A 14,220-nucleotide genomic window follows, 5' to 3' on the forward strand; every position below is an offset into this window, starting at 1 on the left:
GGCGCCGTGATGGAGTGAATGGGCTGTCACCGGGATAGTGTTCAGCCTAAGCATTTATCACGGGGCAGGGACAAGGCAGCACATTGGTAGAAAAATCAGCACGGTCCGGGGCCGCGGAACACAATGCCGGCAAGTGGCGTGCCTTCAACGAGAAGTTCGTGGTGGAGGAGCGCTACGTTGACGTGGCTGACCGTCGCAGGCTGTACCGGGCGTCGGTCATCCTCTCGGTGGTGGGGCTGGCGCTCTTTATCGCCACACTCGTCAGCGTGGTGCAGGCTACTGGCTTGTCCGCGGCCGACGAACCCGTGCATGACTGGCTGCTGACCACGCGTTCCGGAGCCCTGACCGCCATCATGATCTTCCTGGCGATCTTCTTCGGCCCTATCGCCCTGCCCATCATCGTGTTGGTGGTGATCGTGGTCTGGGGCTTCGCAGCCAAACACGCCTGGCGGCCCATCCTGCTGGCATCCGCGATGCTGACCGGCGTGATCGTTTCGCAGATCATCCTCCACATCGTCCAGCGCTCGCGCCCGCCTGTGGACCAGATGTTGTTTGGCGCCGACCAGACTTTCTCGTTCCCATCCGGGCATGTCCTGGGTGCCTGCGACTTCCTGCTGGTGGGCGCGTACCTGATCGCCTCCCGCCGCCGGAACCGGCGGGCAGCCGTTTACGGGTTTATCGGCGCGGGAATCGGAATTGTCCTGGCAATCGCCAGCCGCCTGTATTTGGGCTACCACTGGCCCACCGACACGTTGGCTTCGTTCTCTCTCTCGCTGCTGGTCCTGGGCGGAGTCATCGCACTCGATACCTGGCGGACGGCCAGGATCGAAGGCGAACCGATCACAGGGGAGCTGTCCAAAGCGGAATCACCGCAGGAGTGAACCGGCCCCTGGAACCGGTTCACTTCCTGTCCCGCTAAGGCCTGGATCGCGCCCGTTTCAGCGCCCGGTGCAGTTTCAGGTTTGCTGCCTCCAGCTCCAGGACCTTGGCTACACCGGCCAGGTTCAGGCCCTCCTGGAGGAGCTCGCCGATCCGCAGCAGTACGGCGATGTCATCCTCGCTGTACTGTCGCGTTCCGCCCGCGGTTCGGGACGGCGTCAGCAGCCCCTTGGCCTCGTACAGCCTGATATTTTGCTGTCCCGTACCCGTCAGTTCCGCCGCTACCGAGATGGCGTACAGGGCGCGCGGGCCGGGGGAACGGCCGGGCCGGCCGGCTGCAGATTCCGCCATGTGTTCTCCCAAAAAACCTTCGGTTGCCGTCTTGCCTAAGTTTCCCACCGGTGCTATAAAAAATCTACATCCACCACCATAGATTAGAAGGGTGGTGGGTAGCTGGAAATCCAACACCTTGAAGCTGAAGGAGTGGGAAATGATGTTGATGCGTACGGACCCGTTCCGTGAGCTGGACCGGCTTGCGCAGCAGGTCTTGGGAACCGCCGCCCGCCCGGCTGCCATGCCCATGGACGCCTGGCAGGAAGACGGCGACTTCGTGGTGGCGTTCGACCTTCCCGGTGTGGACGTGGACTCCGTGGACCTGAACGTGGAACGGAACGTCCTGACGGTGCGGGCTGAGCGCCGCGACCCCACGCAGCCCGATGTGGAGTTGGTGGCGTCGGAACGTCCCCGGGGAGTGTTCAGCCGCCAACTGATCCTGGGGGACACCCTGGACACCGACAAGATCAAGGCCGGTTACGACCAAGGCGTGCTCACCCTGCGGATCCCGGTGGCCCAGCAGGCAAAGCCACGCAAGATCGAGATCCAGACCCAACAGGGCGGCATGCAGCAGATCAACGCCTAGGACCGGTGGCACTCCGCCGGCGCCCCTGCCTCCGGGCGGGGACGCCGGCAGCCATGGCAGGCACAGATGTATTCATCCAAGGAGGCGGAAACCCTTATGAGTGAGTGGCGGCGCTACGATTCACCCCTGATCCCTGCCTTCCATGAGCGCTTCGAACAGCGGTGGGGGCCGGGAACGGCGCCCTTCCTGGACCCCGAGGCCCATGAGCAGCCCATGCCGCGGGCGCAGTGGATCAACCCGGCCACTGGTGCCGCCCTGGCGGTGGTTCCGATCTGGACGGCCGATGAGGCGCAGCAACGGTCCTTCGGCGTGTTCTACCTGCCCCCTGCCGGCGATATCTGGGTCCTGCGGCCGGGCTACACCGGTTACCTGGAACCATCCGACGGCGACACGGAGCATCTGGTGACCCTGCGCAATGACGCCTTCCGCAAGGCGGTGGCGCACGCCAAGGAGTTCCTGTTCGGGTCGCAGTAACCAGCGGTGCCGGCCGGGGAGTTGCTGCTCGTCAGCCGGTTCCCGCTGTGTAATCCTGAGACGTACCCGAACCACCGCAACAAAGGCTGGCCCCCATGCACAAATCCGCCAAGGACCTCGCAGCGCTTATCCCTCCAGGGTTCACGCTTGGCGTCGCAACCGCAGCATTCCAGATTGAAGGGGCGCTGGACGAAGACGGCCGCGGGAAGGCGGGCTGGGACATGTTTGCCGCCAGGCCCGGTGTGATCGTGGGTGAGCACAGTCCGGCAGTAGCCGCCGACCATTACCACCGGATGCCGCAGGACGTGGCCCTGCTGAAGCAGCTTGGCGTGGACTCCTACCGGTTCTCCCTTTCCTGGCCGCGCATCCAGCCTGGTGGCACCGGGCCCGCAAACCGGGCCGGACTGGCGTTCTACGACCGGCTCCTGGATGAGCTCCTGGCCAACGGGATCTCACCCATGGCCACCATCTACCACTGGGACACACCATTGGAGTTGGACGAAGCGGGCGGCTGGATGAACCGGGACATGGCCTACCGCCTGGGGGAGTATGCCGCCCTCGTAGCCGACGCGTTCGGCGACCGGGTGGCCCGCTGGGTCACCATCAACGAACCGGCAACGGTGAGCGCCAACGGCTACTCACTGGGAGTGCATTCCCCCGGCAAGAAGCTGGCCCTGGGCGCGTTTCCCACCGTCCACCATCAGCTGCTCGGCCATGGCCTGGCGGTCCAGGCTCTCCGTGCCGCGGGGGTGCCCGGCGAGATCGGCATGACCAACGTCTACTCGCCCATGGTGCCGAACTCCATCAACCCGCTGGACAAGATCAGCGCCGGGCTCATGGACCTGGGCCAGAACCGGCTGTACGCAGACCCGGTCCTGACGGGCAGGTACCCGGACCTCATCCGGGCGGCCAAGTTCTTCAGCTCCTTCGAACACCCCGAGGAGGACATGCAGGTCATTTCCCAACCTTTGGACTTCTACGGGCTGAACTACTACATGCCCACCAAGGTCGCCGTGGGGCCCGGCAGCGGTGCTGTGCCCGAAAGCATGGCGGAGGCGATGGGGAGCGACCTCAACGCAGCAGGAGGCGGTACAACACCGTTCCACGTGGAGGCGTGGCCGGAAGCGGACATTACCGCTTACGGGTGGCCGGTCAAGCCCGAGTATATGGCGGTCGCGTTGAAGGAGATGGCGGAGCGGTACCCCAACTTGCCTCCGGTGATCATCACCGAAGGCGGTGCGAGCTTCGAGGACATTATTGTCCGGGACAAGTCGACCAATACCAGGTTCATTCCGGACGAGCGCCGGCTGAAGTACATCTCCGATCACCTTGAGGCTGCATTGAAGGCCACGGCCCCCGGCGGCGAAGCCGAATCGGTGGACCTGCGCGGCTACTACGTATGGTCCTTCCTGGACAACTTCGAGTGGTCCGCCGGGTACAAGCAACCGTTCGGCCTCCTGCACGTGGACTTCGAAACGTTGGAGCGGACGCCTAAAGCCTCATACTTCTGGTTCCAGGAGCTCATCGAGGAAAGGGACCTGGCCGCGGCGGCAGACGCAGCAATCGCCCAGGCGGTTGTTCCGGAGATCCTGGGCGGCAGTGAAGCGCCCGACGACGGCGCGGCGCTGGGTGCCAGCGCCTAGGCCGGACGGGCCGGCCCCGCTCCCGGTCAGCCCCGGAGCAGGTCCAGCATGGCCAACTGCTTGGCGATGCCTGCGCCGTCCGGGGAGTAGATCCACGGAACCCTGGATGAGGTGTGGTCGCCGTCCTCGGAGTGGCCGCCGGCGAACACAGACTCACTGACGGACAGCTGCCGGATGGCAATGGCTGCCACTTTGTCCGGGTTTTCTGCGGCGAACGCGGAGTAGATGGCTTCATCGTGCTGCCCGTTGTCACCAATCAGGAGCCACCGCATGTCCGGGAATTCCTGGGCCAGCCGCTCCAGGTTCCGCCGCTTGTGTTCCTGGCCGCTGCGGAACCAACGGTCCTGGGTCAGGCCCCAGTCCGTCAGCAGCAGCGCGCCTTTGGGGTACATGTTGCGGGTCAGGAAGCGTCCTAGCGTAGGGGCCGCATTCCAGGGGCCGGTGGAAAGGTAGATGACGGGGGCGTCGGGATGCTCGATGGTCAGCCGGTCCAGCAGTACCGCCATGCCCGGAGTGGCCATCCGTGCCCGTTCGCTGAGCACGAACGTGTTCCACAGCGCCAGGAACGGCCGGGGCAGCGCGGTAACCATGACGGTGTCGTCGATGTCCGAGACGATTCCGAATCCCACCTCCGGTGCGATCACCTGGATTAGGGCCTCCGCCGGTTCGGTTCCGTCTGCGCGCAGGACCGCCGTGTGCCAGCCGGGGGAAAGCCGGACGTCCACTTCCGTGTCGATCAGGCCGCCCCGGTCCGCGGTCATGTGGGTGACGACGTCGCCGATGGTGATCTCGACGTCGGTAAACTGCAGCGGCACGCCGGTGAAGGCACGCCAGCCACGGACGTTCTGGTTGCCGTTTCTCGCGTCCTGCTCCGCCCTGCTTCCCGGCAGCGGCTTCTGCGTCAGCAGGACCCGGCCCAGCACACGTACCCGGGACGTGGAACCATAGCCCTGGTACGCGATGGTCTGCGGTACGAAATCCCAGCGCTTGGCCAGCCGGATCCGGAGGCCGTTGACGACGTCCGAGAACCGGTGCGCCAGCCGGAAGGCGTGGTTCCCGGAGAGCGCGTACTGAGCCAGTACTGCCTGCGCGGGTTTACGTGTTTTCCGGGCCGGATGCTGGGGAGCCGTGTCCATGCCACCACTCTGCCACAGGGTGGCGCGCGGATCAGCCGGCGCCGACGATCCCACGCAGGGTTTCGGCGTTGCGCACGGCATTCCCGCCGCCGTCGTTGTTGAAGTAGGCGTACACGTCCAGGCCTCCGCTGTCCCATTCCCGGATCCGGTCGGCCCACCAATGCAGGTCGGCATCCGAGTACGAGCCGCCGTACAAATGCTCATGGTCCGGGCCGTGCAGCCGGACGTAAGTAAACGGCGCGGTGGTGCGCAGGATGCAGGGCAGGTTGGCGCCGCTCATTATGCAGTAGGCCGCCTGGTGCCGCTCCAGCAGCGCAAACACCTCCGGGCAGTCCCAGCTGGGGTGCCTGAATTCAACGGCCACCCGGATCCAGGCTGGAACTGCGGCCAGGAAATAGTCCAGCCGTGCGTCGTCACGGCTCAGTTGCGGAGGCAGTTGGACCAGGAGCACCGCACGCTTATCCCCCAGCTCATGCCAGCACCGGACGATGCGTTCCACCCAGACTTCCGGTGCGTACAGCTTGCGGGCGTGGGTAAGGCCGCGCGGAGCCTTGACGGACATGCTGAACCCCGGTGGCAGCCGCCTGTTCCAGCCCGCGAAGGTGGTATCGCGGGGCCACCGGTAGAAACTGGCATTCAGTTCAACCGTGGTGAACCTGGCGACGTAGCACTGGAGCCGGTCCCGGACCGGCAGCCCGGGCGGGTACAGGACGTTCTCCCAATGGTCGTAGCTCCAGCCGGAGGTACCGATGTGCACTGTCATTCTTCGATATTCCTACAGTGTTGTGTGGCAGGGTAATGTCATGGCGCGAATTGAGGATTATGCGGTGGTTGGCGACCTTCACACAGGTGCCCTCGTCAGCAATGAAGGCTCGATCGACTGGCTCTGCCTGCCGCGGTTCGATTCCCCTGCGTGCTTCAACGCGTTGCTGGATACGCCGGACTCCGGACGTTGGCTGCTGGCACCGGAAGGGGGTGGTTCCTGCACCCGTCGAAGCTACCGCGACGGAAGCCTGATCCTGGATACTGAGTGGGAGACGCCGGACGGAACGGTCCGGGTTACAGACTTCATGCCGCCCCGCGATTCCGTGGCCGACATCGTCCGGATCGTCGAAGGCGTCACTGGCAGCGTAAAGATGCACGGTGAGTTGGTGCTTCGCTTCGACTACGGGCATATCGTGCCCTGGGTGCGCAAAGACAAGCGGGGGCTGCACGCCATTGCCGGCCCGGACGCCGTCTACCTGGTCACTCCCGCGCCCCTGCATGGCGAGAATATGCACACCGTCAGTGACTTCACAGTGAATGCGGGCGAGAAAGTCCCATTCGTGCTGACCTGGGCGCCAAGCCACGTGGGGCGGCCGGTTTCCGTCGATGCGGAGAAAGTCCTGCACAGCACGTTTGAGTTCTGGCAGGGCTGGTCCTCGCAGTGCACGGTCGAAGGGAAGTACCAGGATGCTGTGGTGCGCTCCCTCATAACGCTCAAGGCCCTCACCTACGCACCCACCGGGGGAATCGTCGCCGCCGTCACCACATCGCTGCCGGAACAGCCGGGCGGCCAACGCAACTGGGACTACCGCTATTGCTGGCTTCGGGATGCCACCATGACCCTGCAGGCGCTGTTGGCTGCCGGGTACAAGGCAGAGGCAGCCGCCTGGCGGGACTGGCTGCTCCGTGCCGTTGCGGGAGACCCCGCGGACCTGCAGATCATGTACGGGATCCACGGCGAGCGGCGGCTGCCGGAGATGGAACTGCCCTGGCTGAAAGGCTACGAGAACTCAGCGCCGGTGCGGATCGGAAATGCGGCTGCCGCGCAATTCCAACTGGATGTGTGGGGTGAGGTGCTTGATTGCCTTGCGCTGACCCGGAACTCGCTGCTCAAACATACGGACGAGGCCTGGGACGTGCAGATTGCCCTGATGGAACACCTGGAGACCATCTGGGACCAGCCGGACAACGGGCTCTGGGAAATGCGGGGGCCGCGGCGGCACTTCACGCACTCCAAAGTCATGGCCTGGGTGGCTGCAGACCGGATGGTGAAGGGCGTGCGGGAGTCCGGCTTGCCGGGCCCGGTGGAGCGCTGGGAGGCGCTGCGGGACCGGATCCGGCAGGACATCCTGGCCAACGGCTTCGACGCGGAGCGCAATACGTTTGTCCAGTCCTACGGCCGTCCGGAACTGGACGCCAGCCTCCTGTTGATTCCCAGGGTGGGCTTCCTGCCTCCGGATGACCCTAAGGTGCTGGGGACCATCGAGGCGATCCAACGGGAGCTGACCCAGGACGGGTTCGTGCTGCGGTACCGGCCGGAACAAAGCGACGACGGCCTGCCCGGGGACGAGGGCGTTTTCCTGGCCTGCTCGTTCTGGCTGGTGGAGGCGCTCCTGGGCGCCGGACGTCACGAGGAGTCACGGGAACTCTTCGAGCGGCTGCTGGAACTGCGCAACGACGTGGGGCTGCTGAGTGAGGAGTGGGCGGTGAAAGCCGGCCGCCAACTGGGCAACACACCCCAGGCTTTCAGCCACTTCGCCCTTGTGACTAGCGCTCTGGAGCTGCATCAGGATACGGTTCGGCGCAGTGACGCTCCCATTCCGCCCGAAGGGGCGGACTCGCGCTGAGGCGGCGTGGGCCGGGGCTGAAACTTCTCCTTCGCAGGATAGATAAGTATACTTACTAAAACCTCATGGAGTGCTCCCCAGCACAATGCCGTGATTGACGGAGGAGTGATAGTTGTGGCCGGATTTTTTGAACTCGTGGATGCCCCTGACGGCGGATACCGGATCAGGATGATGGATGGAAGCGGGAACCTGATGGCCATTTCAGTGACCTTCCCGACCAAGCGGGCGGCCGTCGCAGGCATCGCCATGGCCAGGGAAATCGCGGGGACGGGCCTGATTCGGGACAAGAGCCTGGACGGCGCGGGGTCAGTTATCCGCGAACGGGTGCGGCCTGTGCGTTCCGCCAAGGAGGACGCCGCGAAACGGAAGAAAGCGCCCGATGTGCGGCGGGCGGCGGTCGGCTGATGCCCGCTGCCGGTTCACCTCCTGGCGGCCCACGCCGGGGGGTCCTCTTTGACGTTGACGGGACGCTGATCGACTCGTCGTACATCCACACAATGGCCTGGTGGGGTGCGTTCCGCCAGTACGGCCATGATGTGCCCATGGCGGCCATCCATCAGCTGGTCGGCATGGGCGGCGCCCGGCTGGTGGACAATCTCCTGCCGCCCGGCCGGGACCGCGCCGAGGATGAGGACATCATGGCCAGCCATGGCGCACTCTATGCCTCGCACTGGCCATCGCTCCGCGGGCTTGATGGCGCCAAGGAACTGTTGGGCCAGTGCCACGCCGGCGGCCTGGCGGTGGCGCTGGCCTCCTCGGCGCGGGAGAGGGACCTGCAGGTGATGCGCTCCGTGCTGGACGCCGACTCCTTTATCGATGCCGCTACCAGCTCCAACGATGCGGAGGAGAGCAAACCTGCGCCGGACATCCTTGAGGCAGCCCTGGCCGCCGTTGGTGTCGACGCCGCGAACGCGGTCTATGTCGGTGACGCGGTATGGGACATGAAGGCGGCGGCGGCGCTGGGAATTCCATCCATCGGGGTCACCTGCGGGGGGATCCAGGAGGGCCAGCTCCGCGATGCCGGCGCGGTGGAGGTCTACGAGGGGCCGCGCCACCTGCTGGAAAACCTGGACGCGAGCGCCATTGGCAGGCTGCTCGCGCTCCAGCCGAACACCTGACGGCAGTGTTGCATGGCGGTCACAGCGGCTGGCCGCCGGGCACTGAGTCCTCGTCGCCGGCGATGGCGGCCTTTACCCATGACACCACGACCTTGACGGAGCCGTCGTCGTTCCGCTCAATGTCCGTTGCCACCTCAGTTGGGGGTGCCCCCATTTCCGCGATTCGCGCGCGGTAGGTAATGACCAGTTCTGCCAGGCTTTCTTCCGTCCATTCGCCGGGACGTATGCGGGTGGAGATCTCGACCGGTTCGGGCTGGTACAGCGACATGGCGTTCCTCTTTCGCGTGGTCTTCTTTCTGCCCTTCCTACGCTAGGAGCAGCCGACGGCGGCGACAAGGTTTTCATCAGCATGCTTACTTTTTAGGCGCAAAACCGATAGCGTCGGAGAGAGGGTGCCTGCAGGCGTCCTGGCCCGCCCGAAGGAGAAACCCCGGGGGCAAGACAGAGCGAAAGGGAGACTGTGAAAGCACTGACGTGGCAAGGAAAACGGTCGGTAAGCGTGGAAGAAGTACCCGATCCCGTCATCCAGGAACCGACGGACGCGATCGTCCGGATCACCTCCACCGCCATCTGCGGCTCCGACCTCCACCTTTACGAGGTCCTGGGCCCCTACATGCACAAGGGTGATGTCATCGGGCACGAGCCGATGGGCATCGTGGAAGAAGTGGGCAGCGGTGTCACCAACCTCCGCAAAGGAGACCGTGTTGTTGTCCCGTTCAATATTTCGTGCGGCTCCTGCTACATGTGCAAGATGGGCCTGCAATCCCAGTGTGAAACCACCCAGGTCACCGAGCAGGGGTCCGGCGCTGCGCTCTTCGGCTACTCGGAACTGTATGGCTCTGTTCCCGGCGGCCAGGCTGAATACCTGCGGGTGCCGCACGCCAACTACGGTCCCGTGAAGGTCGGAAACGAACTTCCGGACGAACGGTACCTGTTCCTTTCCGATATCCTGCCCACCGCCTGGCAGGCCGTCGAGTACGCGGACGTCCCGGACGGTGGCACCCTTGCCGTGTTCGGCTTGGGACCAGTTGGCCAGTTCGCTGCCCGGATCGGCGTGCACCGCGGTTTCCGGGTGATCGGAGTCGACCCCGTTCCCGAACGGCGCGCGATGGCGGCCAGGCACGGCGTCGAAACGCTCGATTACAGCAAAACCATCGGGGACGAACTCCGGGAAACGACCGCCGGACGTGGCCCGGACGCGGTGGTGGACGCCGTCGGCATGGAAGCCCACGGCTCGCCGGTGGCGGGCTTTGCACACCAGGCGCTGGGACTCCTGCCGGACAAGCTCGCGCAGAAGGCTATGGAGACGGCCGGGGTGGACCGTTTGGCTGCGCTGCACGCCTCCATTGACGCCGTACGCCGCGGCGGGACGCTCTCGTTGAGCGGAGTGTACGGTGGCCAGGCCAGCCCCCTGCCCATGCTCACCATGTTCGACAAGCAGCTGCAGGTGCGGATGGGGCAGTGCAATGTGCGGAACTGGACGGACCAGTTGCTCCCCCTCGTGGAGGACGACGCCGATCCGCTGGGTGTGATGGACCTGGTCACCCACCGCGCAGGCCTTGATGGTGCGCCCGCCTTGTATGAAAAGTTCCAGAAGAAAGAGGACGGCTGCATCAAGGTGGTCCTCAACCCGGGCGCGTGAGCCCGGCTGCCGGCACAAATAAGCAGGGGCCGTTACGGATATCCGTAATGGCCCCTGCTGCTTCCCGGGCAGACCGGAGGGTTCCTAGGTGAGCTTCACCTGGCGGTTCATGTCCTTGTAGAGCAGGTAGCGGAACTCGCCCGGGCCACCGGCGTAGCAGGCCTGCGGACAGAAGGCGCGGAGCCACATGAAGTCGCCTGCCTCCACCTCCACCCAGTCGTTGTTCAGCAAGTACATGGCCTTGCCTTCCAGGACGTACAGGCCGTGCTCCATGACGTGGGTTTCCGGGAACGGGATCACGCCGCCGGGCTGGAAGGTCACGATGTTCACCTGCATGTCGTGCGCCAGGTCGTTGGAGTCCGTGAAGCGGGTGGTCTTCCAGACGTCGTTCGTGTCCGGCATGGACGTGGGCTCCACGTCCTTTTCGTTGGTGACGAAGGACTTTGCCTCATACCCTTCGAGCCGCTCGTAGGCCTTCCGGATCCAGTGGAAGGAAACCACGTCGTCCGAAACGTTCTCCAGGCCCCACTCCGAACCCGCAGCCAGGTAGGCGTAGCCGCCTTCTTCCAGCGGGTGCAGTTCGCCGTCTAGGGTGAGGTTGACCTTGCCGCGCGTCACGAAGATGACGCCTTCGACGCCGGCCTCGAACTCCGCCTTGGGGGCGCCGCCGCCCGGTCCGATTTCCACGATCAGCTGGGAGAACGTGGTGGCGAAGCCGGAGATGGGACGGGCGATAATCCAGGACCGGGTGTTCGAAAAGCCGGGCAGGTTGGACGTGACGATGTCCGTCATTACGCCCTTGGGGATCACCGTGTACGCCTCGGTCACGATGGCGCGCTCGGTGGTCAGGTGGGTCTGCGGCGGCAGTCCGCCGGTGGGGGAGTAGTACTTGCCCATGAAAGGGATCCTTTGCCTAGGAGTTGGAAGTGGTGGCGAGCCGCGGGTGTGCCAGGCCGGTAAGCTGCGGAATTCCGACGCCGGCAAGCGCCTGGACTTCCTCGGCACCAACAGCGCCGCACTGGACCCCGCGGAGCACGAACGCGGCCAGGGCCCGGGCGGTGGCGGGCTCGTCCATGACGCCGCCTTCGGTCCGCTCCACGTAGTCGCGCAGCCGGGCCGCAGCGGCCGGCAGGCCTTCGCGGTAGAACGCATAGGTGGCGGCGAACCGGCTGGGCAGCTGGGCGGGGTGCAGGTCCCAGCCCTGGTAGTAGCCCCGTTCCAGCGAGCGGCGGACCAGCCGGCCGTGCAGCTGCCAGGCGTTCTCCACGTTGTCGCCTACCGGGATGATGTTGGTGGACCCGTCGGAGAGCCGGATGCCGGTGCCGGCAACGGCCAGTTGCATGACCTCTTTGGCGAAGTCGGCCACGGGGTGCTCCATGGACTGATATTCGGCTGAGATCTGCAGCGAGGCCGAGTAGTCATAGGTTCCGTAGTGCAGCCCGCTGATCCTGCCGGGCACCGCGTGCGGCAGCTGTGCCACCGGCGAGGTGCCCTCCGGGCCCAGGATGAGCTGCGGCGTTTCCACCTGGACCTCAAAGCGGAGGCGGCCGGCCGGCAGCGAGTGGACGTCCTCCAACCGGGACACGGCGTAGTCCATCGCCTGGACCTGGGCCACGGTGGTGACCTTGGGCAGGGTCAGCACCAGCCCATCCGGCAGCTCGCCGGCGGCGGCAAGGCCGGAGACGAACAGGTCGAGGGTGCGGAGGCCGCGGGCCCGGGTGGCGGCTTCGAAGCACTTGAAGCGGATGCCGATGAACGGGGGAGCGGACCCGGCCGCGACGGCGGTTGCCACCGCGGCTGCCGCGGCCACCGCGGCAGTGTCCTCGGCGTCATCGCCCCGGTCGCCAAACCCGTCTTCGAAGTCCAGTCGCAGGTCCTCGATTGGCTCGGTGGCAAGTTTCGCCGCCACACGGGCGGCCACCGCCTCGGCGTGGCCCGCGTCCTGGCCCAGGAGCCGCCCCAGCTTTTCGAAGCCGCCGTGTGCGTCCGTCGTCGCGGTTGCCTGGGCGCCCCAGTCCGCGGCGAGCGACGGCGTGAATCGGTCCGCGGGCACGTACACCGTGTGAACGGGCTGGCGTGAGCCGTCGTCGCCGGGGTAATTCTGTTCCAGCAGCCGGTCCGTGGCAGCCAACTGCCCGTCGATGTGCGCGAGATCCGCGGCGGAAAGTGAGGGCTTGGGTGCTGCCATCTCAGCCCACCAGTTCGTAGGCGGGGGTGGTGAGGAAGTCCGTGTAACCATCCGAAAGGCAGATGTCCGCGATCAATTCGCTGGCCGGCTGGTAGTAGCGGCGGAAGGCCTCGTCGCCGAATTCGGTCCGGAGCCGCTCGGTTTCCTCGCCCAGGATCCGCTCCACCAGCTCCTTGGTCACCGTGTTGCCGGTGTCCGCCAGGACGGACTTGTTCCTGATCTGCTGCCACACCTGTGAGCGGGAGATCTCCGCGGTGGCGGCGTCCTCCATCAGGTTGTGGATGGCCACGGCGCCGTTTCCGGACAGCCACACCGCCGTGTAGGCCACGGCCACGTACAGGTTCAGGCGCAGCCCGGCCTCGGTGACCTGGCCGTCGGCGGAGGAGACATCGAGCAGTTGCTCCGCCGTGACCGAAACCTCCGGGCGCTGCTTGTCCACCTGGTTCGGCTTGTCCCCCAGCACGGAGTCGAAGACCTCGCGGCAGGTGGATACCAGGTCCGGGTGCGCAACCCAGGAGCCGTCGAATCCGTCGTTGGCCTCGCGGGTCTTGTCCGCCCGCACCTTCTCGAAGGCCGCTTCGGTCACTTCCGGGTGGCGGCGGTTGGGGATGACCGCGGCCATGCCGCCCATGGCGAAGGCGCCGCGGCGGTGGCAGGTCTTGACCAGGAGTTCGGTGTAGGCGCGCATGAACGGTGCGGTCATCACCACGGACGCGCGGTCCGGCAGGACGAATTCCTCGCCGGCGTCACGGAAGTACTTGATGATGCTGAACAGGTAGTCCCAGCGGCCCGCGTTCAGGCCCGAGGCGTGGTCCCGCAGTTCGTAGAGGATTTCGTCCATCTCGAAGGCGGCCGGAATGGTCTCGATCAGGACCGTTGCCCGGATGGTGCCCTGGTGCAGGCCCAGGTAGTCCTGGGCGAACACGAACACGTCGTTCCACAGCCTGGCCTCAAGGTGGCTCTCCATCTTGGGCAGGTAGTAGTAGGGGCCCTGTCCGTTGAGTACCAGCTGCTTGGCGACGTGGAAGAAATGCAGCCCGAAGTCCACGAGGGCGCCCACGGCGGGCTCGCCGTTGAGGAGCAGGTGCTTCTCCTGCATGTGCCAGCCGCGGGGCCGGGCCACTACGACGGCCAGCGGCGCGTCCGTGCGGAGCCGGTACTCCTTGCCTTCCTCCGAGGTGTAGCTCAGGGTGCCCTGGGCAGCGTCCCGTAGATTCAGGATGGCATCGATGACGTTGGCCCACGTGGGGGTGCTGGCATCCTCGAGGTCCGCCAGCCACACTTTGGCACCGGAGTTCAGGGCGTTGATGGCCATCTTCGCCGGCGAGGCGGGCCCGGTCATCTCAACCCGGCGGTCCTGCAGGGCTGCGGGTGCGGGCGCAACCTTCCAGTCGCCGTCGCGCACGTCCTGCGTCTCCGGCAGGAAGTCCAGCTTGCCGGTTTCTGCCACCCGCTGCCGCTTGACGGCGCGTGCCGCCAGGAGCTCGTTGCGGGTGCCGGCGAACCGGTTGTGCAACTCCTCCACGAAGGCCAGAGCCTTGGGCGTGAGGATCTCCTCTGCGCGGTTGATCGGCCGGGGATCTGTGACGGTGATGGCCATTTCTGGTCC

At 65.7% G+C, this 14,220-nt stretch carries 15 protein-coding genes; 8 read left to right on the forward strand and 7 right to left on the reverse strand.

Annotated features, from left to right (window positions below; translation table 11 throughout):
- Window positions 1-83: 83 nt before the first annotated feature.
- Window positions 84-881: a phosphatase PAP2 family protein gene (locus AB4Y79_RS14640; RefSeq protein ID WP_441863153.1), complete on the forward strand. Its 798-nt coding sequence runs from the start codon at window positions 84-86 to the stop codon at window positions 879-881.
- Window positions 882-915: 34 nt separating this feature from the next.
- Here the strand turns inward: AB4Y79_RS14640 and AB4Y79_RS14645 are convergent, their stop codons facing one another.
- On the reverse strand, window positions 916-1,230 hold the full coding sequence (locus AB4Y79_RS14645) for a MerR family transcriptional regulator (RefSeq protein WP_308929805.1): 315 nt from the start codon (window positions 1,228-1,230) through the stop codon (window positions 916-918).
- Window positions 1,231-1,372: 142 nt separating this feature from the next.
- On the opposite strand from AB4Y79_RS14645, the gene AB4Y79_RS14650 reads away from it, so the two are divergent.
- From AB4Y79_RS14650 to AB4Y79_RS14660, 3 genes are all read left to right on the forward strand, one after another.
- The gene (locus AB4Y79_RS14650) at window positions 1,373-1,798 is read left to right on the forward strand and encodes an Hsp20/alpha crystallin family protein (RefSeq protein WP_441863241.1); all 426 of its coding nucleotides are present in this window, start codon (window positions 1,373-1,375) and stop codon (window positions 1,796-1,798) included.
- A gap of 96 nt (window positions 1,799-1,894) precedes the next feature.
- A complete protein-coding gene (locus AB4Y79_RS14655) occupies window positions 1,895-2,272 on the forward strand; it encodes a hypothetical protein (protein ID WP_285248439.1) in 378 nt (125 codons plus the stop codon).
- 95 nt (window positions 2,273-2,367) lie between these two features.
- A complete protein-coding gene (locus AB4Y79_RS14660; protein WP_441863157.1) occupies window positions 2,368-3,915 on the forward strand; it encodes a glycoside hydrolase family 1 protein in 1,548 nt (515 codons plus the stop codon).
- Between the two features lie 26 nt (window positions 3,916-3,941).
- Here the strand turns inward: AB4Y79_RS14660 and AB4Y79_RS14665 are convergent, their stop codons facing one another.
- A complete protein-coding gene (locus AB4Y79_RS14665) occupies window positions 3,942-5,051 on the reverse strand; it encodes an App1 family protein (protein ID WP_441863159.1) in 1,110 nt (369 codons plus the stop codon).
- A gap of 31 nt (window positions 5,052-5,082) precedes the next feature.
- Complete coding sequence (locus AB4Y79_RS14670; protein ID WP_441863161.1) at window positions 5,083-5,814, reverse strand: DUF72 domain-containing protein; 732 nt, start codon at window positions 5,812-5,814, stop codon at window positions 5,083-5,085.
- 40 nt (window positions 5,815-5,854) lie between these two features.
- On the opposite strand from AB4Y79_RS14670, the gene AB4Y79_RS14675 reads away from it, so the two are divergent.
- From AB4Y79_RS14675 to AB4Y79_RS14685, 3 genes are all read left to right on the forward strand, one after another.
- Window positions 5,855-7,663, forward strand: a complete 1,809-nt coding sequence (locus tag AB4Y79_RS14675) for a glycoside hydrolase family 15 protein (RefSeq protein WP_441863164.1) — start codon at window positions 5,855-5,857, stop codon at window positions 7,661-7,663.
- A gap of 114 nt (window positions 7,664-7,777) precedes the next feature.
- Window positions 7,778-8,068, forward strand: a complete 291-nt coding sequence (locus AB4Y79_RS14680; protein WP_441863167.1) for a hypothetical protein — start codon at window positions 7,778-7,780, stop codon at window positions 8,066-8,068.
- Window positions 8,068-8,781 (forward strand): HAD family hydrolase, encoded by a 714-nt coding sequence (locus AB4Y79_RS14685; RefSeq protein WP_441863170.1) that lies wholly within the window; start codon window positions 8,068-8,070, stop codon window positions 8,779-8,781. The genes AB4Y79_RS14680 and AB4Y79_RS14685 overlap by 1 nt, the downstream gene beginning before the upstream one ends.
- 19 nt (window positions 8,782-8,800) lie before the next feature.
- On the opposite strand, the gene AB4Y79_RS14690 is transcribed toward AB4Y79_RS14685, so the two are convergent.
- Window positions 8,801-9,049 carry a hypothetical protein gene (locus AB4Y79_RS14690; RefSeq protein ID WP_441863172.1) on the reverse strand — a complete coding sequence of 83 codons (249 nt, stop codon included), beginning with the start codon at window positions 9,047-9,049 and terminating at the stop codon, window positions 8,801-8,803.
- A gap of 192 nt (window positions 9,050-9,241) precedes the next feature.
- Here AB4Y79_RS14690 and AB4Y79_RS14695 point away from each other — a divergent pair, with 192 nt between their 5' ends.
- Entirely contained in the window at window positions 9,242-10,423 is a 1,182-nt protein-coding gene (locus tag AB4Y79_RS14695; RefSeq protein ID WP_441863175.1) for a zinc-dependent alcohol dehydrogenase, read from the forward strand.
- 84 nt (window positions 10,424-10,507) lie between these two features.
- Here AB4Y79_RS14695 and AB4Y79_RS14700 read toward each other — a convergent pair whose 3' ends face one another.
- Genes AB4Y79_RS14700 through aceB form a run of 3 tightly spaced genes read right to left on the reverse strand, consistent with a single transcriptional unit; the run spans window position 10,508 to window position 14,211 of the window.
- Window positions 10,508-11,320 (reverse strand): bifunctional allantoicase/(S)-ureidoglycine aminohydrolase, encoded by an 813-nt coding sequence (locus AB4Y79_RS14700; protein WP_441863178.1) that lies wholly within the window; start codon window positions 11,318-11,320, stop codon window positions 10,508-10,510.
- A 16-nt stretch (window positions 11,321-11,336) separates the two neighbouring features.
- On the reverse strand, window positions 11,337-12,611 hold the full coding sequence (locus tag AB4Y79_RS14705; protein ID WP_441863181.1) for a DUF6986 family protein: 1,275 nt from the start codon (window positions 12,609-12,611) through the stop codon (window positions 11,337-11,339).
- A 1-nt stretch (window position 12,612) separates the two neighbouring features.
- Window positions 12,613-14,211, reverse strand: coding sequence for a malate synthase A (gene aceB / locus AB4Y79_RS14710; protein WP_441863184.1), 1,599 nt, complete (start codon window positions 14,209-14,211; stop codon window positions 12,613-12,615).
- Window positions 14,212-14,220 lie beyond the last annotated feature (9 nt).

The organism is Pseudarthrobacter sp. YAF2 (assembly GCF_052113345.1).
Taxonomy (GTDB): Bacteria; Actinomycetota; Actinomycetes; order Actinomycetales; family Micrococcaceae; genus Arthrobacter.